Annotated in this window: 16 protein-coding genes; 10 read left to right on the top strand and 6 right to left on the bottom strand. The window is 44.6% G+C overall.

The window, feature by feature from the left end; all coding sequences use genetic code 11:
* Nucleotides 1-9 precede the first annotated feature (9 nt).
* The 4 genes from ACEW8F_RS01870 to ACEW8F_RS01855 all read right to left on the bottom strand — a co-directional run bounded on the left by ACEW8F_RS01870 (nucleotide 10) and on the right by ACEW8F_RS01855 (nucleotide 5,542).
* A complete protein-coding gene (locus ACEW8F_RS01870; RefSeq protein ID WP_373481776.1) occupies nucleotides 10-1,410 on the bottom strand; it encodes an RsmF rRNA methyltransferase first C-terminal domain-containing protein in 1,401 nt (466 codons plus the stop codon).
* A 203-nt stretch (nucleotides 1,411-1,613) separates the two neighbouring features.
* A complete protein-coding gene (locus ACEW8F_RS01865) occupies nucleotides 1,614-2,726 on the bottom strand; it encodes a PIN/TRAM domain-containing protein (protein WP_373481793.1) in 1,113 nt (370 codons plus the stop codon).
* An 89-nt stretch (nucleotides 2,727-2,815) separates the two neighbouring features.
* Complete coding sequence (locus ACEW8F_RS01860) at nucleotides 2,816-3,301, bottom strand: CarD family transcriptional regulator (RefSeq protein ID WP_373481775.1); 486 nt, start codon at nucleotides 3,299-3,301, stop codon at nucleotides 2,816-2,818.
* 99 nt (nucleotides 3,302-3,400) lie between these two features.
* Nucleotides 3,401-5,542: a Tex family protein gene (locus ACEW8F_RS01855; RefSeq protein WP_373481774.1), complete on the bottom strand. Its 2,142-nt coding sequence runs from the start codon at nucleotides 5,540-5,542 to the stop codon at nucleotides 3,401-3,403.
* A gap of 197 nt (nucleotides 5,543-5,739) precedes the next feature.
* Between ACEW8F_RS01855 and ACEW8F_RS01850 the strand changes: the two genes are divergently transcribed.
* Nucleotides 5,740-6,627, top strand: a complete 888-nt coding sequence (locus tag ACEW8F_RS01850; RefSeq protein WP_373481773.1) for a DegV family protein — start codon at nucleotides 5,740-5,742, stop codon at nucleotides 6,625-6,627.
* Nucleotides 6,628-6,719: 92 nt separating this feature from the next.
* On the opposite strand, the gene ACEW8F_RS01845 is transcribed toward ACEW8F_RS01850, so the two are convergent.
* Entirely contained in the window at nucleotides 6,720-7,400 is a 681-nt protein-coding gene (locus ACEW8F_RS01845; protein ID WP_373481772.1) for a TIGR00266 family protein, read from the bottom strand.
* A 109-nt stretch (nucleotides 7,401-7,509) separates the two neighbouring features.
* A complete protein-coding gene (locus ACEW8F_RS01840) occupies nucleotides 7,510-9,432 on the bottom strand; it encodes an aconitate hydratase (RefSeq protein WP_373481771.1) in 1,923 nt (640 codons plus the stop codon).
* Between the two features lie 210 nt (nucleotides 9,433-9,642).
* Between ACEW8F_RS01840 and ACEW8F_RS01835 the strand changes: the two genes are divergently transcribed.
* From ACEW8F_RS01835 to ACEW8F_RS01795, 9 genes are all read left to right on the top strand, one after another.
* Nucleotides 9,643-10,494, top strand: coding sequence for a YihY/virulence factor BrkB family protein (locus ACEW8F_RS01835; protein ID WP_373481770.1), 852 nt, complete (start codon nucleotides 9,643-9,645; stop codon nucleotides 10,492-10,494).
* Nucleotides 10,491-11,345, top strand: a complete 855-nt coding sequence (locus tag ACEW8F_RS01830; protein ID WP_373481769.1) for a YihY/virulence factor BrkB family protein — start codon at nucleotides 10,491-10,493, stop codon at nucleotides 11,343-11,345. Before ACEW8F_RS01835 ends, ACEW8F_RS01830 begins: the two co-directional genes overlap by 4 nt.
* A gap of 140 nt (nucleotides 11,346-11,485) precedes the next feature.
* A complete protein-coding gene (glgB, locus tag ACEW8F_RS01825; protein ID WP_373481768.1) occupies nucleotides 11,486-13,396 on the top strand; it encodes a 1,4-alpha-glucan branching protein GlgB in 1,911 nt (636 codons plus the stop codon).
* 26 nt (nucleotides 13,397-13,422) lie between these two features.
* Nucleotides 13,423-15,849, top strand: coding sequence for a glycogen/starch/alpha-glucan phosphorylase (locus ACEW8F_RS01820; RefSeq protein ID WP_373481767.1), 2,427 nt, complete (start codon nucleotides 13,423-13,425; stop codon nucleotides 15,847-15,849).
* A 12-nt stretch (nucleotides 15,850-15,861) separates the two neighbouring features.
* Nucleotides 15,862-16,986, top strand: coding sequence for a glucose-1-phosphate adenylyltransferase (locus ACEW8F_RS01815; protein WP_373481766.1), 1,125 nt, complete (start codon nucleotides 15,862-15,864; stop codon nucleotides 16,984-16,986).
* Between the two features lie 15 nt (nucleotides 16,987-17,001).
* Nucleotides 17,002-18,114 (top strand): glucose-1-phosphate adenylyltransferase subunit GlgD, encoded by a 1,113-nt coding sequence (gene glgD / locus ACEW8F_RS01810; RefSeq protein WP_373481765.1) that lies wholly within the window; start codon nucleotides 17,002-17,004, stop codon nucleotides 18,112-18,114.
* Between the two features lie 3 nt (nucleotides 18,115-18,117).
* Nucleotides 18,118-19,530 (top strand): glycogen synthase GlgA, encoded by a 1,413-nt coding sequence (glgA, locus tag ACEW8F_RS01805; protein ID WP_373481792.1) that lies wholly within the window; start codon nucleotides 18,118-18,120, stop codon nucleotides 19,528-19,530.
* A 7-nt stretch (nucleotides 19,531-19,537) separates the two neighbouring features.
* Nucleotides 19,538-21,421: a glycoside hydrolase family 13 protein gene (locus ACEW8F_RS01800; RefSeq protein WP_373481764.1), complete on the top strand. Its 1,884-nt coding sequence runs from the start codon at nucleotides 19,538-19,540 to the stop codon at nucleotides 21,419-21,421.
* A gap of 148 nt (nucleotides 21,422-21,569) precedes the next feature.
* Nucleotides 21,570-23,996, top strand: coding sequence for a glycogen/starch/alpha-glucan phosphorylase (locus ACEW8F_RS01795; RefSeq protein WP_373481763.1), 2,427 nt, complete (start codon nucleotides 21,570-21,572; stop codon nucleotides 23,994-23,996).
* Nucleotides 23,997-24,331 lie beyond the last annotated feature (335 nt).

Here is a 24,331-nt window from a genome sequence, read left to right as displayed (position 1 = left end):
TGTTTTCTCCTATTTTTTTCTAATTCTCAGTCCTTTGGGATAGTGATTTTTAATCAAGCCTTCACTGGCTTTTCCAAATCCCAGCGAATAACCATCATAACCAACCAGGATCCACCCTTTTTTTACTTGCAGATTTAACGCTTCACCTTTTAAATACTGATAGGCGAGCTCTTCACCTGTTAAGTCACAGACATTATTGGCCTGTGCTAACTTAAGTGCCATTGCCAGCGCATAACTGGGTTCAAAGCGATTTTTTTTAAAGGTTCCCAGATGAAGACCAGTACGCAAGAGTTTTAGATTGGCAATCCGCTCCAGCTCCACCCCCTCAGGGATAGCATAGAGATGTTCACCCAAAAGATAGAGACGTTCTTCGATTTTCTTGGAAAATTCCGGTTCCAGATTATTTTTGGCAAAATCAATATAGTCTTGCAACTCAATTCGGGTTGCTTTTTTTAACCGCGATTTGGCGTATCCCTGTTTGATCTCAATGGTGTCGGTGACGGCGGCTGATTTTATTAATCTGGCAATAAAATGGCCTTCACCTAAGACAGTCATGGGCATAATCCGCAGGGTTTTAGCGATCGCCTGCTCCTGATTCCGGGTCCATTCCACTCGTCCATGATCGGTAATCCCCGGTAACTCAATGGTTTCCAGAGTATAAGGATACTTCGCAATAAAAGCTTCAATCATTTGCTCATTTTCTTCCGGCGAAAAGGTACAAGTTGAATAGACCAGCACCCCTCCGGGTTTTAACAGTCGATGGGCGCTTTCCAGTATTTTTTCCTGCTTACCCATACAGCGGTCAACCCGTTCCAGACTCCAGTCGGCCAGAGCTCCCGGGTCTTTCCGGAACATACCTTCGCCGGAGCAGGGCGCATCCACCAGGATCTTATCAAAGCTTTCGTAAAAAGAATCCACCAGACGCTCCGGAAATTCATTGGTGACAATCGCATTGGTGATCCCCATCCGTTCGATATTGGAAGACAGGATTCCGGCCCGGGAATTAACCAGCTCATTGGCTACCAAAAGCCCTGCGGCCTGAAGCCTGGCGCCAATTTGGGTCGATTTTCCGCCCGGCGCTGCACAAAGATCCAGCACCCAATCCCCGGGTTTTGGATCCAGCACTTCAACCGCCGCCATCGCCGTCGGTTCCTGAACATAATAGAGTCCCGCATAATAATAAGGGTTTTTCCCCGGCCGCACCTCATGATCAATATAAAACCCTTCTCTGCACCAGTTCACACCCTGGGTTTTAAACGGTAATTTATTGGCCAGCTCTACTGGGGACAGCTTTAGGGTATTGGTTCGGATGCCTTTGCTTTCTGGCTGGTCATAGGAATCTAGCAGGCTCTGATAGGATTCACCCATCAGATTCTTCATTTTTATCTTAAATGCTTCAGGTAATTCCATTATGATCCCCATTTTTTCCACTATTTTTTTCTTGCAAGTCCAACTTTAACACTACGTCGATTTTTAACAATACTAATTTTATTATACGTAAAGCTCCAATCAATTACAATAAATTTATCAAAAAACGCCGAAATAAAAACACCAACCCAAGCGTTGGTGTTTTTATAAAAACTTTTCTATTCATACTTATGATTGCTGGTTCATTATTTCTTTGGTTTTGCAAATATCATCCGTCCGGCTGCTGTTTGCAGAATACTGGTGACAATCACCGCAGCGGTGGTGCCAATATATTTCTTGCCATTTTCAACCACAATCATGGTGCCGTCATCCAGATAGGCAACGGCCTGGCCGTTTTCTTTTCCACCTTTTACCAGGAGAACCTTCATCTCTTCCCCGGGCAGAACAATTGGCTTCACGGCATTGGCCAACTCATTAATATTAAGCACGTCGACCCCTTGAACGGTGGCAACCTTGTTAAGATTATAGTCATTGGTCAGAATCTTACCTTTGGTTGATTTTCCCAGTTTTACCAATTTTGAGTCAACCTCATGAGTGTCTTCAAAATCTTCTTCAGTAATTTGAACTTCGATTTCCAGGTCCGTCTGAATTTTATTTAAAATATCCAAACCTCGACGGCCTCGATTCCTTTTTAATTCATCCGCTGAATCCGATATCAGCTGGAGTTCGTTAAGTACAAATACCGGGATCACCAATGGGCCTTCTATAAAACCCGTTTTACAAATATCAAAGATCCGTCCATCAATGATCACGCTGGTATCCAGTAGCTTAGGAATGGCCGCGCCTTTCTTTTTGGCGGGCCGCTTTTGTCCGACCGGCACATTGGCATCTTTTTCGCGCTTAGCACTCTGAAAAGCCTGGAGAATATCTTCCCGTTTTTTAATTGGTAAAGAAAAACCAATATACCCCAGGACAATATAAATACTAATGGTTAGCAATCCGCCGATCCAGGGAATGGGAATCTGCGAAAATGCAAAACTGATCAGCATAGCAATCACCAGACCAATCACCAAACCGCCGATGCCCAAGCCAATGTCAATGAGCCGCACATTTTCCATACTGGTCTCAACAACTTTTGACAGCTTTTTAACGCCTTTAAGCATCAGTGGAAATAGAATGAAAAAAATAAGTCCAAATAAAACAATGAGCGCCGCATAAAGGACAACTTCCAATTCAGGAGTCAGGTTTATCTTCAGGGTTTTCAAAAGCCACGTATTGGTTACCAATACGTTGGCCAAGGCCATCCCAACCAGAACTCCAACAATTCCGAATGACACACGAAGTATCTTTTGTATCATCATCTTCACCTCCTTTCATAATATTACCTTATAATTATAGCACTTGATTCTTAAGATTAAACTATTAAATACAACAAAAGGCGTGAAATTCACGCCTCACTGTGTACCGAACTATTGATCAAATCTAAGATTTCTTGTTTGTCTTTATCTTGAATCAAGACCATTTCGCTGACGATGAAATTTCGGGCATTATTCAACATTTTCTTTTCTCCGGTTGAGAGGCCTTTTAATCGATCCAATAGGATAAGATTCTTGACAACCTTTGCTACTTCAAAAATATCGCCAGTTTTTAAACGCTCCAGATGTTCCCGATACCGTCGATTCCAGTTTTTTTCCATCGCATCCATTGGTAATTTCAGCGACTCGATCATCTCATCGATTACTGACTGGGACACAATGGTTCTTACCCCAATGTCATCGACTTTATCAACAGGAATTAAAATCTGTAAACCTTCAGAAACGATCTGCATGATGTAGTAAGGTTTTATTTCTTCAAATATTTCTCGTTCTTCGATTGCTTCAATGATACCCGCTCCGTGCATCGGATAAACAATTTTATCCCCAATTTTATACATTTCAACCACTCCTATCATCGATTCTCTCTATATTATAGCATATAAAAAAGGAATAAGCCTTTTATTTTATTAAAAACTTATCCCTGTGTCAATATTTATTTAGATAATCATAGTTAAACTAATTCGTTTTCGTTTCAGGTCCACAGCCAGTACTTTAACGGTAACCACATCCCCCAGGGAGACCGCCTCAGACGGATGTTTGATATAACGATCAGTGATTTGCGAAATATGCACCAACCCATCCTGATGGACACCGATATCCACAAAGGCGCCAAAATCGATGACGTTTCGGACCGTGCCGATCAGTTCCATATCCACTTCCAGATCGCTCATCGATAAGACGTCGGATCGCAAATGGGGCTTGGGCGCATTCTCCCGGGGATCCCGTCCCGGTTTTTTTAATTCTTTGACAATATCATAAAGGGTTGGGATCCCGATCTCCAGCTGGGTAGCCATTTCTGAATAGTTCAGATCGTTAAATAAATCCTGCTGTTCCCGGGTACCCAGTTTTTCTTTCTTGATGCCTTTAAGCTTCAGGAGTTTTTCCACACTTTTGTAGGCCTCCGGGTGAACCCCGGTATTGTCGAGAATGTTATCCCCGTCATCGATCCGCAAAAAACCGGCGCATTGCTCATAGGCTTTGGCGCCCAGGCCTTTGACCTTCATCAGTTCTTTTCTGCTCTTAATGGGGCCGGCGCTGTTACGATAATCCATGATATTATTGGCAATGGTTTTATTAACTCCAGCCACGTATTTAAGCAGCGCTACCGAGGCCCGGTTGACATTGACCCCGACGTTATTAACAGCATCCTCGACGGTTGCTTCCAACACCCGCTCCAGTTCTTTCTGATTGACATCATGCTGATACTGGCCGACCCCGATGTGTTTGGGATCGATTTTAACCAGTTCGGACAGCGGATCCTGAAGCCGGCCGCCAATGGAAATGGCACCCCGGATCGACACATTGATGTCCGGGTATTCCTCGGTTCCCAGTTCAGATGCTGAATAAACCGAAGCCCCGGCCTCATTCACCACAATGTATTGCACCGGCACCTTCGTTTTTTTAATCGTTTCGGCAACAAACGCTTCCGACTCCCGGGAGGCAGTGCCGTTACCGATGGCGATGATATCGACCTGATGTCGTTCAATCAGTTCAAGCAGCTCTTTTTCAGCCTTTTCAACCTGTCCCTTACCAAAGGTTGGGTAGATGGTGGTGTAATCCAGCACCTTTCCGACCTTGTCCAAAACGGCAATCTTGCAGCCGGTGCGAAATGCCGGATCAAAACCCATAGTGACCTTTTCTTTAAAAGGCGGCTGGAGCAACAGTTTTTTCAGGTTAAGGGCAAACATCTTGATGGCTCCTTCTTCAGCCCGTTCTTTTAAAGCGGTGCGGATTTCCCGCTCAATGGCCGGCGCGATCAGCCGGGTGTAGCTGTCCCCGAGGGATTTTAATAAATAGCTTGAGGGCTGATCTTTTACCAGTTCCTTTTTTAAATAGGCTTCAATTTCTTCGCTGGGGGCCAATAGTTTAACCGACAGGGCTTTTTTCTTTTCGCCCCGGTTCAGGGCTAAAACCCGGTGATCCTTGATGGTTTTAATGGCTTCGGTATGATCGAAGTACATTTCCAGTTCCGGATTTTCCGCTTCTTTGCCTTTGACCACGGTGGCTTTAATCTGACCCTTATCATAGGTACACTTCCGGATCACGCCCCGGTAGGTACCGTTGTCGGAAATGATTTCGGCAATAATATCCATGGCTAATTGCAGGGCTTCTTCAACGCTATTGATTTCTTTTTCGGCGTCAATATAGACAAGTGCCGCTTCATCCAGCTCGGCTTCTGTCAGTTTTTGCGCCAAAATTTGCAGTGCCAGCGGCTCCAGTCCTTTTTCTCGGGCTACCGATGCCCGGGTTTTCTTTTTTTGTTTATAGGGCAGGTAGAGGTCTTCCACTTCCTGAAGGGTTTGGCTTTTTAAAATGGCGCTTTTAAGTTCCGGGGTCAGCTTACCCTGTTCCTCAATACTGCCGGTGACCTCTTCTTTTCGTTTTTCCAATTTTCTTAAATATGTTAACCGCACATCCAGATCCCGTAACAGAGCATCACTTAAATTCCCGGTGACCTCTTTTCGATAACGGGCAATAAAGGGGATGGTATTCCCGCCATCGATTAAATTGATGGTATCTTCCACCTGCTGGGGGCGTATTGAAAATTCTTTAGCGAGTTGATTGATTATCTGTTCCACAAAATTCTCCATTTCTTCGTTTTTAAATTGAACGCTTCGGTTTTAATTTCCAAAGATTAGTTTAACATTTTTTTGATACAATCACAAACCTTCCTTAAAAACCGCCATTATGCTTAAGGCTAATGGCGAGAGTAATTGTAATAAGACGCGGTTCATGGTAAAATATTTTGTACTAATCGAAAAGGAGCGTCACCTTAATGGCTATAAAATTTATTGTGGATTCCATGTGTGATACCAACAGCGACATCTTAAATCGCTATGATTTTGATATATTACCCTTTCCGGTAACCCTTGATGATAAAACCTACTTTGATGGCATCAATATCACCCCCGAAATGGTGGTGGATTTTGTCAATAATAACAGTAAACTTTTTCCAAAAACTGCCCAGATCCAACCCCTGGATATAACCAATACGATTGAGAAACACCTTAAAAACGGTGATGATGTCATTTACCTGGTGCTTTCCTCCAAGCTTTCCGGCACCTACCAGACCGCCCGACTGCTGGCCCGGGATTTGCTGGAAAAATATCCGGATCGGAAAGTCGCGATTGTGGATTCCCTTTCGGCCACCACTGGTTCGGCATTGATTCTTTATCAGGGTCTAAAGCTGAATAAGCTCAACCGTCCCTACGCGGAAATTGTTGACACGATGAGCTTTCTGGCCCAGCACGCCCAGATCTTTTTTATGGTCGGGGACATCAAATGGCTGGCCCAAGGCGGCCGGATCAGTCGTAATGCGGCGATGCTTGGCGATATGCTGAAAATTGTCCCGATCCTATATTTTAAAGACGGGGAGATCCTGGTCTATGAAAAAATCCGCGGTCAGAAAAAAGCCTTAAAAACGCTGTTTGCCATTATTGAAGAAAAAATGGGCAATCGGGAGCAGGTTCTCGGGATGATCCAAAGCACGGCCCCGGATCTCCAGGACAAGGCGAAGAAATATTTTGAAAAAGAACTGGGAATTAAAAATTTCTTGCTGCCTGAAAAAGCCGGTTCTACCCTGACCGTCCATATTGGCACCAATTGTCTGGGGATTATGTTTTTTGATCAGCTGCCGGATAATTATGTCAATGTCATCCCATGAAGTCCAATTATTTAGAATGGATGAAATAAAGCACCTGACCGAATTCAAAATCGGCCAGGTGCTTTATTGTATCAATTGAATTTTAATCAGTTCTAGCCTCTTGGCGGCAGGCTTGAAGCCACCAGCTGAACCAGCCGGCTCAGCGGCATGGTTTGCAGCCAGACCTTCCCCGGTCCTTTTAAGGTCGCCAGGAATAATCCTTCGCCGCTTAAAAAGATATTCTTCATACCTTTGACGGCCTGAATGTCAAAACTCACAGATTCTTCAAACATCCCGATATGGCCCTGATCAATTTTGATCACCTCGCCGGGGGCCAGATCGTACTCGATCATTGCCCCATCCATTTCCACAAAGGCCGTTCCCGGTCCTGAGAGTTTTTGCAGAATAAAACCTTCACCGCCAAAAAAGCCGACGCCGATATTCTTTTTAAAGTACAGATCCACATCCAGGGTCGATTCCCCCGCCAGAAAGCTGCTTTTTTGACAGATAATCGACTGTCCTTTTTGTAAGGTCAAAGCTTTGATTTCGCCCGGATAACTGGAACAAAAAGAAATTTGACTATTGTTTTGCTCGGCAGTATAAGTGGTCATAAACAGCGAATCCCCGGCCAGGGTTCGTCGTAACCCCTTCATCAGACCACCTTTGGTGTTGGTTTCCATGCGGATGTTTTCGGTCATCCAGGACATCCCCCCGGACTCGGTAAACATCGATTCACCACTGTTTAAAGTCACCGTTACCACCGGGAGATTGCCTCCCCTGATTTCAAAATTCATTTTCTCCTCCTCGTTTTTGTTAATATACAAAAATCGCCAACTAGTGGATATTTACCCCAAAATTGGCGATTTATTTTATTGTATTTGATTATTTTTAAACTTTTTCAGATTATTTTTTTAATTTGATCAGGTTGATCAGTCCGCCGGCCAGCAGCATCTCTTTTTGCCGTTCGGAAACTTCCAGCAACATCTCATAGGTTAGGCCTTTGGTTTTATTTACCAGCTTGGCCTGACCTGACTTAACCGCGTCCAGGGCATTTTCAATGATCAGTTCATCATTTAGTTCGATGGTGTCATAATCGGCTTCATTTTCGAATACCAGTGGCAGAATCCCATTATTAATCAGGTTGTTCTTATGAATCCGGGCAAAGGATTTAACCGCCACCCCTTTAATACCCAGGTAAACCGGTGCCAAAGCTGCATGCTCGCGGCTGGAGCCCTGACCGTAGTTGGAGCCGCCGACAATAAAGCCGCCGCCATTATCCAGAGCTCGTTGCGGGAATTCGGCATCACAAGGCGCCAGGCAGTAGTTTGACAGGTAGGGAATGTTGGACCGATAGGGTAGTAATTTGGCGTTGGACGGCATAATATGATCTGTGGTGATATTATCTTCAACCACAATCAGCGCTTTGCCGGCAACCGTGTCTTTAAGTGGTTTGGTAGCCGGGAAAGGTTTGATGTTGGGTCCTTTGATGACTTCCACTGCGGTGCCTTCTTGAGCTGGTGCCATCACCATCGTGTCGTTAAGTAAAAAGTTTTCCGGCATCGCAATTTCCGGCAGATCAAGCTTGCCTAACGGATTGGTAAGCACCCCTGCCAGAGCGGAAATGGCTGCTGCTTCCGGGCTTAACAAATAGACATCGGCCGAGGGCGTTCCAGAGCGGCCAAAAAAGTTCCGGTTAAAGGTTCGCAGTGACACCGCCTCCGTTGAAGGTGCCTGACCCATGCCGATACAAGGGCCGCAACCACATTCCAGCACCCGGGCGCCAGCGTTTAACAGATCGGCCAGGGCACCGTTTTCGGCCAGCATCGTTAACACCTGTTTGGATCCTGGGGCAATAACCAGAGAGACATTTTCAGCCACGGTTTTGCCTTTGACAATGGCCGCAACCTTCATCAGATCCAACCAGGACGAATTGGTACAGCTGCCGATGGCAACCTGATCAATCTTTAATCCTTCGATATCCGAAATTTTTACCACCTTGTCGGGACTATGGGGACAGGCGGTTAATGGTTCCAAACCATCCATATCAACCTTGACCACTTCGTCATAGACAGCGTCAGCATCAGCGGATAGTTCAATGTAATCCCCGCCTCGTCCCTGGGCTTCCAAAAACACTTTGGTCATTTCATCCGATGGGAAAACCGAGGTAGTTGCCCCCAACTCGGCACCCATATTGGTAATCGTCGCCCGTTCCGGAACCGTCAGGGTTTTGACCCCTGCACCGGTATACTCAAAGACCTTGTTGACGCCGCCTTTTACGGTACATTGACGTAACACTTCCAGAATGACATCCTTGGAGGATACCCCAGTACGCAGTTTGCCGGTTAACTCTACCTGAACAACTTTTGGCATGGTAATATAATATGGGTCTCCAGCCATGGCCACCGCCACGTCCAGACCGCCGGCACCAATAGCCAGCATGCCGATGCCGCCACCAGTGGGGGTATGGCTGTCTGATCCCAGCAGGGTATCGCCCGGCACCCCAAAGCGCTCAATCTGGACCTGATGGCAAATGCCATTCCCCGGCTTTGAATAAAAGACGCCGTGTTTTTTGGCCACGCTTTGAATATAGCGATGATCGTCCATGTTCTCCGGACCTTCCTGAAGCATATTGTGATCAATATAGGCCAGGGATTTTTTTGTTTTAACCCGGGGTACCTCCATGGCTTCAAACTGCAAATAGGCCATCGTTCCGGTGGAGTCCTGGGTCAGGGTCTGATCGATCCGAATCCCAATTTCTTCGCCTTTGATCATTTCTCCCACGACAAGGTGTGCCGCAATAATCTTCTCTGTTAATGTTTTTCCCATTTAATTTACTATTTCCTTTCCATTCTGCAATTTTCCTGATTTCTTGGTGTGTATTTTATTATACTTATAAATCCTGATTGTATTATTATACCATCTTTTTTTCGAACTTTCCATTTTTTTACTTTCCCGGTTCTGCTTCAATTTAAATCGAAACTATGTTATACTGAGGCTCAATCAACACAATCGTTGTAAGTGGATGTGGAGGAAATCATGACTTTTCTTAAATGCTTCAGCCGCTTTTTATATGCCCAGGGAAGAAAAAACAACATCATCAATCTTTCCGCTCAGATGTCCTACCGAACCCTGTCAGCATTTATTCCTTTTTTGATGTTGCTTTATAATCTCATCAACTGGTTTTCTGCCGGAATAAATGAAACCCTGGTTTTTGTGCTTTCAAAAATACTGCCCCAGTCGATTATGGCTTACGTTAATCTGGCCATCGAAAATGCCAGCACCATTTCTTTTTCATTGGGAACCAATCTGATTCTTGGTTTTTTTATTTTGTATGTCTCGGTTTCCGCCATGCATTCGCTGATCACTTCTTTAAACCGGATCTTCGGACAAAAGGAGACCCGGGGAATCATTGCGCTCTGGATCCAAGCCATTCTTTATCTGTTCTTATTTCTGCTAATTATCTTTTTTACAATTTTTTTCTATCTGTTCGGAGAGAAACTGCTTTCCTTTATTTTTAACGCCTTGAATTTATCCGAGTTTTTTGCTGTTTTCATCATCCTATTTACACTGCTATATATGATTCTTGTGCCAACATTTATTTTTACCCTGATCTATATGTACGCTCCCAAAAACCATCTCGGTTTTTTTGAAGCCTTGCCCGGCGGCTTTTTTGTGAGCGTCAGTTGGTTTATCATCCTTTTTCTATACGCTCTGTTTGCCAATTCAGCCCTGGATTTCAACACCTTTTTCTTTAATTTGCAAGGGCCCTTCTCGCTGTTTTTCGTGGTCTATCTGATCTGCTTTAGCCTAACTCTGGGGGGCGTTGTCAATCTTTATGGAGCTGAGCAAACATTACTGAAAAAAAAATCCCGGGAGGCTCGAAGATGATTGAATGGATGCTGAATTTGAAAATTGTCAAGCTGCTCTTCTTTCTGATGGAAGATTTTAAAGAGACGGATTTTTCAGGAATCTGCACCCAAATGTCTTTTTACCTGCTGCTGGCTTTTTTTCCGTTGCTGCTCTTTCTGATTTCATTTATCGGGAATTTTATCAAACCTTTTGAATCCTATCTTTACGAAATTTTAAAAACATTTTTGCCCAATCTTTCCTATGAATATGTGACCAGCCTATTGGACAGTATGATCAGTCAGATTTCCGGTTCCCATTACAGTCTGATTCTGATCGCCTTTTTCTTTTCTTCCCTGGCGGCCAGAGCCATTATGGTTGGCATCAACCAAACCTATGGCCGAGAAGAAACCCGAACATTGAAGTTAATCTGGCTTTATTCTTTTCTGTTTACGATCCTGTTTACCCTGGCCATTTTATTAATTGCCTTTGCCTATATTTTCAGTGCCGATGTAGGTGCTGTTATTTTCCAGAAAATCGGGCTATATACATATTATTACCCCGTCCTGAGCTTTGTTGCGATCGCTTTTTCATGGATCATCTCAACCTTTATCTTTAATATGATCTATGTGATGGCACCAGCGCAGCCGTTAAAATTTAAAAGCGGTCTTCCCGGTGCGCTATTTGCAACTTTGGGAATTAATATTGCTTTTCGTATTTTCACCTTATTTATCAATCATTCCACCAAATACAGCACCCTTTATGGGAGCCTGGGCGGACTTTTCGCTCTGATGGTGGCCATCTACTTTATTTGTGTAATTCTGAATCTGGGCGGAAAGATCAATCTGTACTGGTCTTTATATCAGGACAAAGAATTCTCTTTTAAGCGATAGGTGTTACACTTTGCGTGAAATTGTTAAAAAGATTTTACTTTGTTTAAAAAGATGCACTATCAATATTAGGAGATTGTGTTAAAATGTTAGGTGAATAAACACTAGATTCCAACCAAAATTGAAAGGACACGTGTACAATCATGAATAAAATCGATGACCATGCAGATTTAGCCAGTAACAGGCGTTTTCTCAGTTACCAATATTTTGGTGCCCATCTTAACGAAAAAGGGGTCACTTTTCGGGTCTGGGCTCCCCATGCCCAGGGTGTTTCCGTTGTCGGCGATTTCAATGGCTGGAACATCCATGATCATCACATGAAACCAGTTTTCGGCACCGATGGGATCTGGGAGCTATTTATCCCGGAACTATCCCCGGGACTGCTTTATAAATATGCGGTTCGCCAACACGATGGCGAGCTGGCCTATAAAGCTGATCCCTACGGTTTTTACAGTGAGGTTAAACCTAAAACCGCCTCCATTATCTGGGAACTTGATGGCTATTCCTGGCAGGATGAAACCTGGTGCAAAAAAAGAAACGAAACCGATTGGCTGAAAATGCCGATAAATATTTATGAAGCCCATCTGGGCAGCTGGAAGCGCAATGAAAAAGGGGAGTATCTGACCTACCGTGAACTGGCCGATCAGCTGGTTCCCTATCTGGTGGAAATGCATTATACCCACATTGAACTGATGCCGATTATGGAACATCCCTTTGATGGTTCCTGGGGCTATCAGCTCACTGGCTATTACGCTGCTACCAGTCGCTACGGCAATCCCCAGGGACTGATGCATTTCATCGATTGCTGCCACCAGGCCGGCATCGGCGTGATTCTCGATTGGGTTCCCGGTCACTTCTGCAAAGATGATCAGGGTCTGCGGCATTTCGACGGTACCAGTCAATACGAGTTTTCCGAACACCAGCAATGGGGCACCATGGTCTTTGATTACGGGAAGCCGGAAGTAATGGACTTTCTTATTTCCAATGCCCACTTCTGGTTTGACCGCTACCATATCGATGGCCTGCGCATCGATGGGGTGGCCAGCATGATTGAACTTAATCACGGCCTGGACGGTGAACCCTACCATAATACCGAGGGCGGTACGGATCGGCTGGAAGCCCTGTCCTTTCTCCGGGAATTGAATACCATTATTTTCCGAGACTATCCCTTTGCGATTATGTCAGCCGAAGATTCCACCGCCTATCCGATGGTCACCTGGCCAGTAGATAAGGGCGGCCTTGGCTTTAACCTGAAATGGGACATGGGCTGGATGCACGATACCCTGGATTATATGAAAACCGATCCGATGTTTCGGAATCGCTTCCACAATCTGTTAACCTTTTCGATGGCCTATGCCTTCAACGAAAATTTCATCCTGCCCCTGTCTCATGACGAAGTGGTTCACAGCAAACGAACCATTCTTGACAAGATGTTTGGGGATTATAATATGAAATTTGACCAGTTTCGCATCCTCTTCGGGTATTTAATGACTCACCCGGGAAAGAAACTTTCGTTTATGGGCAACGAATTTGCGCCCTTTCTGGAATGGCGGGTCGACGAATCCCTGGAATGGTTCCTGCTGGTTTATCAAAAACATCAGGAAATTCACACTTATATAAAAGATTTGAATAAGTTTTATATTAAAGAAAAAGCCCTCTGGACCGATGACCATAGCTGGGACGGTTTTGAGTGGCTGGAACCCAACAACAGTGAACAGAGCATTCTCATTTTTAAGCGCCTGGGTTTAGAGGATAAGGATTCCCTGATTATCATCATCAACTTCTGCCCGCTTACCTACGCTGATTATCAGATTGGCGTTCCGGCTGAGGGCAATTACCGTCTGGCCTTCAATTCCGATGACATCAGCTATGGCGGCAGCGGTTTCAAAATGAAAAAAACCATGAAGGCTCAAGCCATCCCGCTCCATGGACAAAACTATTCGGTTTCCATCAATATCCCGCCCTCATCGTTCATTGTCTTAAAAGGTGTTGTTCCCCGGGCAAGCGCTAAAAATGAACCGGCACCGGCTAAAAAAACGAAGTCAAAAAAATAAAACTATCTTTGTTGAAAGGAACTACCATGAATTCTTCCGAAAGAGAAAAACTAAAAGCAAGCTATAAGGCTACCTTTACCAAAAAAATCGAAGAGGTTTCCGGAAACTGTCTGGCTGATGCCTCCCTGCTTAAGCAATACCAGGCATTGGCTGAAATGGTAATGGAAAGTATTACCTCCCAATGGGCCAAAACCAACACCCTCTATAACAAAAACGAATCCAAACAGGTCTACTTTTTTTCCATTGAGTTCTTAATCGGACGCCTGATGAAATCCTACCTCAGCAATTTGGGGGTCGAAGATCTGGTTCAGGAATGCTCGGCCGAAATGGGGCTGGACTATGAGGCTATTCTTACCCAGGAATCTGACCCGGGGTTAGGAAATGGTGGCCTGGGCCGCCTAATGGCCTGCTACCTGGATTCCTCTTCGGCCATGGGGATGCCGGCCCACGGCAATGGCATCCGTTATAAATACGGCCTGTTTGAGCAGCGGATTATCAATGGTGAACAGATTGAAGTAGCGGATAACTGGCTCAAAAACGGCTATCCCTTTGAAATCCGCAATCCTGATAAGTCGGTTATTGTCAAATACTACGGCCAGATCCACTCCGAAAATATTAATGGCAACCTCACCTTTGTCCACGAAAATTACGAAGCCATTATGGCAGTTCCCTATGATGTTCCGGTTAAAGGTTATCTCAATGAAACCGTAAATTCTTTGCGGCTCTGGAGTGCCGAGCCGCTGGAAGCCTTTGATCTGCCAAGCTTTAACCAGGGCCATTTTTTAAACGCCGTTCGACATAAATCCGAAGCCGAAGCCATCAGCCAGATCCTCTATCCCAATGACAATGGTTTCGATGGCAAGCTGCTGCGTCTCAAACAAGAGTACTTTTTTGTCTGTGCCGGGATCAAGCGGATCATTGTGGATTTTAAACGATCAAATAATAATTCCATGGACGGTTTTAGTGACAAAATTTGTATTCATATTAACGATACCCACCCGGCCTTATGTGGACCCGAACTGATGCGGGTACTAATGGATGAAGAAGGCCTGGGTTGGGAGGAATCCTGGAAAACCACCTTGGCCGCACTAAGTTTCACCAACCATACAGTCCTCCCTGAAGCTCTGGAAAAATGGCCGGTGGATATGATGAAGGATTTACTGCCCCGGGTTTATATGATTATTGAAGAAATAAACCGCCGTTTTCTACTGGATCTGGATAGCGAATTCCCTCATGATTTAGACCAGAACCACAGCCTTTCGATTATCCGGGATAACTATGTCCATATGGCCAGCCTGGCCATCGTATCCAGCCATTCCATCAATGGCGTGGCGGCCCTCCACAGCAAAATCTTGAGAGAAGAAACCTTTAACGGCTATTATCAGGTCTTCCCCAAGCGGTTCTATTCGGTAACTAATGGGGTTTCACCGCGACGTTTTCTGATGAACAGTAATCCGGAGCTGAAAGAGCTGCTTAATGAATCGATCGGATCGGATTGGAATCATAACCTGTTTCATCTCAAAAAACTGTTGAACTTTATCAATGATCCAATTTTTTATCAAAAGTTCGCTGCGGTCAAACTGTCAAATAAGATTCGGCTTGCCAATTACATGGCCAGCCATAATGATGTGAAGGTCGATCCCGACTCGATCTTTGACATCCAGGTCAAGCGGATCCATGAATATAAACGACAGCTACTTAACGCCCTCCATGTCCTTTATCTGTATAATCGGCTTAAAGAAAACCCCAACCTGGAAATGGCGCCGCGAACCTTTATCTTTGCCGGTAAAGCCGCACCCGGGTATTACTATGCTAAAGAGGTGATCAAGCTGATTACCGCTATTGCCGAGCTGGTCAACAACGATCCGATCCTCCATGACAAGCTGAAGGTGGTTTTTCTGGCCAATTTCAACGTTTCGCTGGCGGAGATCATCTATCCGGCTGCCAATATTTCGGAACAGATTTCAACGGCGGGAAAAGAAGCCTCAGGAACCGGAAACATGAAATTCATGATGAATGGTGCCGTCACCCTGGGCACCATGGACGGCGCCAATATCGAAATTCTGGAAGCCGTAGGCCCCAGCAATATTGTGACCTTTGGTCTGTCTGCCGATGAGGTCCATCATTATCAGAAGTACGGCGGCTATCGATCGATTGATATTTTTGAACAGGATCCACGGATTCAGCAGATCCTTCACCAACTGATTGATGGAACTCTGGGACATGGTCTCAGCTTCCAGGCCATCTATGATTCCCTGCTTTTGTATAACGATGGCTATTTTGTGTTAAAAGATTTTAACGCCTATACCGATGCTCAAAATCAGGTGGATCATCTCTTCCGCAATCCGACCATTTGGACAAAAATGTCCATCAGCAACGTAGCAAATTCCGGTGTTTTCTCAAGCGATCGTTCGATTGCCGACTATCAACGAGAAATCTGGAAAATCATTTAAGGAGGTATCACTTTGAATACTGAATGTGTCGCAATGCTCCTGGCGGGAGGGCAGGGGAGCCGTTTAGGCTCACTGACCTTTAATAACGCCAAACCGGCCGTTTTATTTGGGGGGAAATATCGAATCATTGATTTTCCTCTCAGCAATTGTATGAATTCGGATATTGATGTGGTGGGCGTGCTGACCCAGTACCGCCCCTATATCCTCAATAATTATATTGGTGATGGGTCAGCCTGGGCGCTGGATCAGGTCCAGGGGGGGGTCCATATCCTGCCGCCATATATGGGGCAAAAAGGAGGCCGATGGTACTCGGGAACGGCCGATGCTATTTACCAGAATCTGGACTTCATTGACCGCTTTGATCCTGAATATGTGCTGATTCTTTCCGGCGATCATATCTATAAGATGGATTATTCTAAAATGCTGGCCTTTCACAAAAAGCAGGAAGCCGACCTGACCATTGCGGTGATGGATGTACCCTGGGAAGATGCCCACCGGTTTGGTATTGTAAACACCGATGAAGAACATTGCATCAAAGAATTCCAGGAAAAACCCGAACACCCCAAAAGCAACAAGGCATCCATGGGTATTTATATTTTCTCCTGGAAAGAACTAAAAAAAGCCCTGCTGGACGATGCCGGAAACCGTGAATCCGAACATGATTTTGGCCATAATGTGATTCCCATGCTCCATGAAAGCGGCAAGCGAATTTACGCCTACCCCTACTCCGGCTACTGGCGGGATGTGGGAACAGTTCAGAGCTATTATGATGCCAACATGGATCTCCTGAATTGCGATTGTGACTTTGATCTCAGCGACCGCAACTTTCGGGTCTTTTCCAATAATACCAGCCGTCACCCCCAATTCATCGGCCCCCAGGCCAAGATCAGCAATAGCCTGATCTGTGATGGCTGTATTATTTTTGGAAAGGTCGAGAATTCTATTCTATCCCATGATGTGGTGATTCACAAAAAAACCAGTTTAAAGAATGTGATTGTTCATACCGGAGCTGTCATCGAGGATGGGGCTATTTTAGAAAATTGTATTGTCGGAGCCCGGGCAAGAATCAAAGGTGATGCCCGATATATTACCGATCCCGCCGACACAACTCCTGAAATACACGTCATCAACAACTGAAAGGAGTAAGAAAAAATGAAAAATGCTGTTGGACTTATCTTAAATGTAGATGGAGAGGATGATTCCTTAAAAGATTTTCTTCAACATCGCAGCTTGAGCACCCTGCCTTTCGGCGGACGTTATCGACTGATCGATTTTACCCTTTCCAATATGGTCAATTCCGGTTTATCTCATATTGGTGTCATCGGCTCCCATAAATACAGTTCACTGGTGGATCATCTGGGAACCGGCAAGGAGTGGTCCCTGAGCCGAAAAACTCAGGATCTTTCGATCCTCTCCGGATCAAATAATTACCATATCGGACGGCTGATCAAGGTTAATCTGCGCAATCTCCAGAATAACCGGGGCTTTCTGGACGCCACCGGTGCCGAACATATACTGATTGCCACGCCAAACCTGGTCACCACCTTTGATTTTCGAAATGCCTATGATATTCATATGAAAAACGACAGTGACATTACCCTGATTTTTAAAAAAGATGATCCCCTGTATCATCTCAGAGACAATGATCTCTATCTGGAATTTACTAGAAACCGGGTCAGCGGTCTCCATTATAAACGCGAACATACCACCGGTCATTTTTTCACCGAAATGTTTTTTGTCAAGAAATCCATTCTGGAGGAATTGCTGGATCTCAGTGAGCGTACCGGAGACTGGGATTTAATGGATATGATCAAATATAATATCGATTCCCTCCGGGTTTTTGGCGCCCAACATACCGGTTATATTAAACGGGTGAACTGCCTGGAAAATTATATGAAAACAAGTATGGATCTGCTTGAGTACGAGATTATGCAGGAGCTTTTTCTGGGTAAAAATTCCATCCATACCAAAATAAAAGACAATCATCCCACCCTTTATGAAGATCCTGCCCAGGTATCCAATTCCATCGTCGGCAGCGGCTGCATCATCGACGGAACCATTAATCACAGCATAATTTTTCGAGATACGCAAATGAACGTTGGTTCACACATCCAAAACAGTATTATTATGCAACGATGCGAAATCGGGAGAAATGTCAATCTGAACTATGTAGTCATGGACAAGGATACCAGAATCAGTGACCATACAACCTTAGTGGGCAAACCCCATGCTCCCATTGTTTTAAAGAAAGGCACGGTAATTTAAATGTTGAATGTCCTATTTGTTGCTTCGGAAGCTTACCCTTTTTCAAAAAGTGGTGGCTTGGGAGACGTCCTTGGCGCCCTGCCAAAATCATTTCCCGAAGATGTCGACGCCCGGGTTATCCTTCCCTATTACAGCACCATTCCAGAAGTATTACGGCAAAAAATAAAGCCTCTCAAGCATTTTCAGATGTGGATGTCTGACACCCTGCACTATTGTGGCCTGTTGACCTGTGAATACGAAGGCGTCACCTTTTATTTTATCGACAATGAAGCTTTTTTCAAACGCCCATCGCTTTATGGCTATTTTGATGACGGAGAACGGTTTAGCTTTTTTTGTCGGGCGGTACTGGATTCTATGCCCTTGCTGGATTTCAGCCCGGATATCGTTCACTGCAATGACTGGCAGACAGCTGCTGTTCCCTATCTGATCAAACATCAGTATCGGCGGGCTTTTCCCGATACCAAGGTGGTTTTTACGATTCATAATATCCGCTATCAGGGAGTTTATGGTTTTCACGATATCAGTCCCTATCTCCATCTGGGTTTCTTACCCTCGGACCTGGAGTTTTACGGCAAAATCAATCTGATGAAAGGGGCTCTTTATGCTGCTGATTTGATCACCACTGTTAGCCCAACCTATGCTGAAGAACTGACCGATCCCTATTATGGAGAGGGCCTGGACGGGGTGATCCGCCATCTTAATCAACAGGTAGTGGGGATTCTCAATGGCATCGATGAGTCCATTTATAATTCAAAGACCGATCCCGCCTTATTTGTCCCCTTTGACAATCCGGAAAAAAAGAAAGCCGATAATAAGAAAGCTTTACAGGAGTATTTCGACCTGCCCGTCCGGGGGGATGTTCCGATGGTATCGATGATCACCCGGTTAGTTGAACAAAAAGGCCTGGATCTTGTATCCAACGTGATTCATGAGATTTTACAGCAGGATTTGCAGCTAGTTATTCTGGGTACCGGTGATGCTGTTTATGAAAATCTGTTCCGGAGCATCGCCTATAACTACCCCGATAAGATGGTGGCCATCATCGATTTTGATGAAGCGCTATCAAGGAAAATTTATGCGGCCAGCGATTATTTCCTGATGCCTTCTAAGTTTGAACCCTGCGGCCTTTCCCAGATGATTGCAATGCGTTATGGAGCAGTCCCCATCGTGCGGGAAACCGGCGGGCTTAAGGACACTGTCAGTTATTTTAATGCCAAGACAAAAAAGGGTAACGGCTTCAGCTTTGCAACTTATAATGCACACGACATGCTTTTCACTATCCAGCATGCGGTAACCTTATACCACAACTCTCCATCTGCCTTTAAAAAACTGGTAAAAAACGCCTATAACACGCATTTTGACTGGAAACAATCAGCCGATATTTATCTTTCATATTATAATAAATTAATGGAGTGATAAAATTATGAATTTTCGTCATCATTCATGGGAACAGGCATTTCGCAGTCCCTTTGGGGCACTGCCAGTTGGCAGTACCGTTACCCTGCGAGTCGATGCCACTGAAATTGAAAAATTGCAACTGCGAGCTTCTTTTAATGATCAGGAATTACTACACCCCATGATCAAATCCCAGGAATCAAATTTTTGGGAAATCACCTTAGATATGCCCCTGGTTCCCGGCATCTTCTGGTATGATTTCAGTTTTTCCTCCCGGGGGAGAGCCTATGCCTATGGCACCCTGAGTGACCATTTAGGTGGCGAAGGACGGGTTTATGAATCAAAACCGCCCTCTTATCAAATTACGGTTTATGATCCCAAACGACAGTCGCCGGCCTGGTATTCCCAGGGCATTATGTACCAGATCTTCCCGGACCGGTTTAGGCGGGGAGCAGACTTCGATCTTGATAACTTCCATCAAGATGCCATCCTCCATCCCAACTGGAACGATACCCCCCACTATTTCAGAGAAAAGGACGGCGGCATTAAATACTGGGATTTTTTTGGTGGCACCCTGACAGGAATTACGGAAAAGCTGGACTACCTGCAGAGTTTAAATGTCACAATTCTCTATCTCAATCCCATTTTTAAATCCCAAAGTAACCACCGCTATGATACTGGCGATTATATGTGTATCGACCCGGCCCTGGGAACCCAAAAAAGCTTTGAAACCCTGGCCTCAGAATGCAAAAAACGCGGAATTTCAATTATTTTGGATGGGGTTTTCAGCCATACTGGTGATGACAGCCTTTACTTTAATCGTTATGGTCATTATTCCGGTGTCGGTGCCTATCAATCGCAAGATTCAGAGTACTATCCGTGGTATACCTTCACGGACTATCCCAAAACCTACACCTGTTGGTGGGGGGTTGATGCCATGCCGAATACCAATGAGATGCATCCTAACTTTCAAGCCTTTATCTATAAAAACAAAGACAGCGTCATTCGCCACTGGATGAAAGCTGGGGCTTCCGGCTGGCGGCTCGATGTGGCTGATGAACTGCCAGATCTTTTTATCAAGGGCTTGAAAGAAGCCATGATTGAGGAAAACCCTGACAGTATTCTGATTGGCGAAGTCTGGGAAGATGCCTCCCGAAAAGTCGCCTATGATGAACTGCGTAGCTATTTTTCCGGCTATGAGCTGGATGCCGTCATGAACTACCCATTCCGGGAAACCTTCATCGATTTTGTTCTTGGTGACAAAAGCTCAGTCCTGGCCGCCCGGATTATGATGTCACTTTATGAACACTATCCCCAAAATCAATTTATGGGAAACATGAATCTGATCGGCAGCCATGACCGCCGGCGGATCCTTAACGTGCTTGGTGAAGCCTATAAGTATCTGGGAAACCACAGTCATAAAACCTATCGACTGGATGACACCCAATACGCGCTCGCCGTAAAACGTTTAAAACTGCTCAGCCTGATCCAGTTCACCTTCCCTGGCGTCCCCTGCCTATACTACGGCGATGAGGCCGGAGTCCAGGGTTTTGAGGATCCCTACAACCGGCGCACCTATCCCTGGGGCAATGAGGATCAGGATCTCCTTGCCTGGTATCAATTGATCACCAAACTCCGGGCCGATCATTCGGTCTTTCAAAACGGTACCTGGAAACCCTATGAAGCCAGCGATGATCTTTTTGTCTTTGAACGGCGAAACAAAGAAGCCCTCTGTTTCTGCCTGTTCAACCGAAATTCCCGAGCCGTTCATTTGTTTAAACACCCTGACTTTACCGGCTGCCGAGGTTTGGATCTGATCTCAGGGGAAGCCGTCTCATTAAACCCCATTGTCCTTCAACCCCTTTCTTATGCCATTGTTATGGTAACACCCAACACCTGTCAAATTATTTAGACTCACCATTTCAAAAGGATTGCGGTTATCCGCAATCTTTTTTGTTTTATTATTCTGATAAGGGGTAAGTAAATTAGGATACTTTGAATGCTAAAATGAAAACCAAAGTTTCTCTGATTCTTACACTACTTTATTGAAAGGAATACTCATGAAACCATCAGCACACCTAAAAATAATCGAAGAGTTTAAAGCTGCATACATTAAGAAGATTGAAGAAGTTTCCGGTGAATATCTGGCAGAGTCATCTGTACTTGATCAATATCAGGCTTTAGCTGAAATAGTCATGGACAAAACAGCTTCCCAATGGGCTAAAACAAGATCTCAGTACGACGAGGTCCCGCACAAGCGGGTCTACTTGTTTTCCATTGAATTTTTAATTGGCCGGTTGCTGAAATCCTATGTTAATAGTCTGGATATGGAGGAAACCGTCAAAATTGCCATGGCTGAACTGGGCTTGGATTACGAGACCATTCTCAGTCAGGAAACCGATCCGGGTTTGGGAAATGGTGGTTTAGGACGACTAATGGCTTGTTTTTTAGAATCTTCTGCCACCTTGGGTTTACCCTTCCATGGCAATGGTATCCATTACAAGCATGGTCTTTTTGAACAGAAGATAATTAACGGTGAACAGGTTGAAGTCGCCGACAATTGGCTGCGCAATGGCTATCCCTTTGAAATAAGAAAGCCCAATGAATCGGTTATTGTTAAGTTTTATGGCGATCTCCGTTCTGAGAAAATCAATGGTGTGCTGACCTTTGTTTATGAAAATTACGAACCGATTCTGGCGGTACCCTATGATATCCCATTAAAAGGTTACCATAATAATACGGTGAACTCGCTGAGACTGTGGAGCGCTGAGCCGATTGAGGAATTCGATCTACCCAGTTTCAATGAGGGTCAGTTTCTCGATGCTGTCCGGCATAAATCCGAGGCTGAAGCCATTACCCAAATTTTATATCCCAACGATAATAAATTCGATGGCAAACAACTGCGTTTGAAGCAGGAGTATTTTTTCGTCTGTGCCGGTTTAAAACGGATGATCACACGATTTAAGCGCTATAATAACGATTGTCTGGATGAGTTTGCCGACAAAATTTGTATCCACATTAACGATACCCACCCCGCTCTGTGCGGGCCTGAAATGATGCGAATTTTTATGGATGAAGAAGGCTTAAGCTGGGATGATGCCTGGAAGATTACTGTCAACTCACTAACCTTTACCAATCACACGGTTCTGCCGGAAGCTCTGGAAAAATGGCCGGTGGAAATGATGAAACTTCTACTCCCGCGAATCTATATGATTATCGAAGAGATCAATCGGCAATTCCAGGAAGATTTGAGGATAAAATCTGGACTCAATGAATTGCAAATTAGTTTACTATCGATCATTCAAGATGGTCAAATCAATATGGCTAATCTGGCCATTGTCTGCAGCCATTCTGTGAACGGTGTTGCCGAGCTGCACAGTAAAATCTTAAAAGAGGAAACCTTCAATGGCTATTATAAGCTATTTCCTGAACGATTCCATTCGGTCACAAACGGGGTTACTCCCCGTCGTTTTCTAATTAACAGCAATACCGGTCTCAGAGATTTGATTACCGAATCCATCGGCACTGATTGGATCAACAATCTTTTTGCACTTGAAAATCTCATGGCTTTTAAAAATGATGTGCCGTTTTTTGATCGATTCAACCGGATCAAACTGGATAATAAAATCCATTTTGCAAATTATATTAAGGAACATCATCATATCTCAGTAAACCCGGAATCTATTTTTGACATTCAGGTCAAACGTATCCATGAATACAAACGACAGCTCCTGAACGCCTTGCAGATACTCCACTTGTATAATCATTTAAAAGCAAACCCCCATATCGAAATCGTCCCCCGAACCTTTATCTTTGCCGGTAAAGCCGCCCCAGGATACTATTTTGCCAAAGAAGTCATTAAACTGATTAATTATATTGCCGATCTCGTCAATAATGACAAAGATATCCGCGATCAGATTAAAGTGGTTTTTCTGGCGAACTTTAATGTATCTTTAGGTGAGATCATCTATCCGGCCGCCAATATTTCAGAGCAGATTTCGACTGCCGGAAAAGAAGCCTCCGGTACTGGTAATATGAAATTTATGATGAATGGTGCCATTACTCTGGGTACCATGGATGGCGCCAACATTGAGATTCATGAAGCCGTAGGGGATGACAATATCATTACCTTTGGCTTATCCTCTGATGAGGTCTCGCATTTCGAAAAATATGGTGGCTACAGTTCCGTGCAAATTTATGAAAGCGATCATCGTATCCAAAAAATTATGCATCAGCTCATTGATGGTACCTTTGGGCATTTAACGAATTTCCAAAGTGTTTATGACTCGCTGCTTTTGTATAATGATACCTACTTCGTATTAAAAGACTTTGATTCTTATGTAAACGCTCAGCATCGTATCAATGAACTATTTAAAAACAAAAACAAATGGTTTGCAATGTCGCTCAGCAACGTGGCCTACTCTGGTCTTTTTTCCAGTGACCGGGCGATTCTGGAATATCAAAAGAATATTTGGAAGACACTGTAGATTAGACACCCTCCTTTCCCCCCTTTATCTGGAAACCTAACCTGAGTTTAACCCGGGTTGGGTTTCCTTAGAACTTGAATCAGGCTCTTAACTTCACTACCGTTGTACTCGCTCATGCGGCACTTCGGCTCCGCGGTGCTGCGCCTCAGTCGCGTCAGTCGCCAGATGGCTCCTTCCTAAAAAATACAAAAAGAGTAAGCGTCAAATACAGCCCACATTGAAAAGCAGTCCAATTGATGAGATAATGTTCTCACAAAAGGACTGCTTTTTTATAGCGGTTATTCTTTATTGATAGTTGACCGGCATTCTTCCGGCAGTGTCTCAGACCAGGGTAA

The organism is Acetobacterium sp. (assembly GCF_041752335.1).
Lineage (GTDB): Bacteria > Bacillota > Clostridia > Eubacteriales > Eubacteriaceae > Acetobacterium.
This window is presented reverse-complemented; position numbering and strand designations above follow the sequence as displayed.

Excerpts from the sequence above, each read along its gene's own strand:
- ACEW8F_RS01870 (WP_373481776.1), bottom strand. The coding sequence starts at position 1,410 with ATGGAATTACCTGAAGCATTTAAGATAAAAATGAAGAATCTGATGGGT.
- ACEW8F_RS01865 (WP_373481793.1), bottom strand. The coding sequence starts at position 2,726 with ATGATACAAAAGATACTTCGTGTGTCATTCGGAATTGTTGGAGTTCTG.
- ACEW8F_RS01860 (WP_373481775.1), bottom strand. The coding sequence starts at position 3,301 with ATGTATAAAATTGGGGATAAAATTGTTTATCCGATGCACGGAGCGGGT.
- ACEW8F_RS01850 (WP_373481773.1), top strand. The coding sequence starts at position 5,740 with ATGGCTATAAAATTTATTGTGGATTCCATGTGTGATACCAACAGCGAC.
- ACEW8F_RS01845 (WP_373481772.1), bottom strand. The coding sequence starts at position 7,400 with ATGAATTTTGAAATCAGGGGAGGCAATCTCCCGGTGGTAACGGTGACT.
- ACEW8F_RS01840 (WP_373481771.1), bottom strand. The coding sequence starts at position 9,432 with ATGGGAAAAACATTAACAGAGAAGATTATTGCGGCACACCTTGTCGTG.
- ACEW8F_RS01835 (WP_373481770.1), top strand. The coding sequence starts at position 9,643 with ATGACTTTTCTTAAATGCTTCAGCCGCTTTTTATATGCCCAGGGAAGA.
- ACEW8F_RS01830 (WP_373481769.1), top strand. The coding sequence starts at position 10,491 with ATGATTGAATGGATGCTGAATTTGAAAATTGTCAAGCTGCTCTTCTTT.
- glgB (WP_373481768.1), top strand. The coding sequence starts at position 11,486 with ATGAATAAAATCGATGACCATGCAGATTTAGCCAGTAACAGGCGTTTT.
- ACEW8F_RS01820 (WP_373481767.1), top strand. The coding sequence starts at position 13,423 with ATGAATTCTTCCGAAAGAGAAAAACTAAAAGCAAGCTATAAGGCTACC.
- glgD (WP_373481765.1), top strand. The coding sequence starts at position 17,002 with ATGAAAAATGCTGTTGGACTTATCTTAAATGTAGATGGAGAGGATGAT.
- ACEW8F_RS01800 (WP_373481764.1), top strand. The coding sequence starts at position 19,538 with ATGAATTTTCGTCATCATTCATGGGAACAGGCATTTCGCAGTCCCTTT.
- ACEW8F_RS01795 (WP_373481763.1), top strand. The coding sequence starts at position 21,570 with ATGAAACCATCAGCACACCTAAAAATAATCGAAGAGTTTAAAGCTGCA.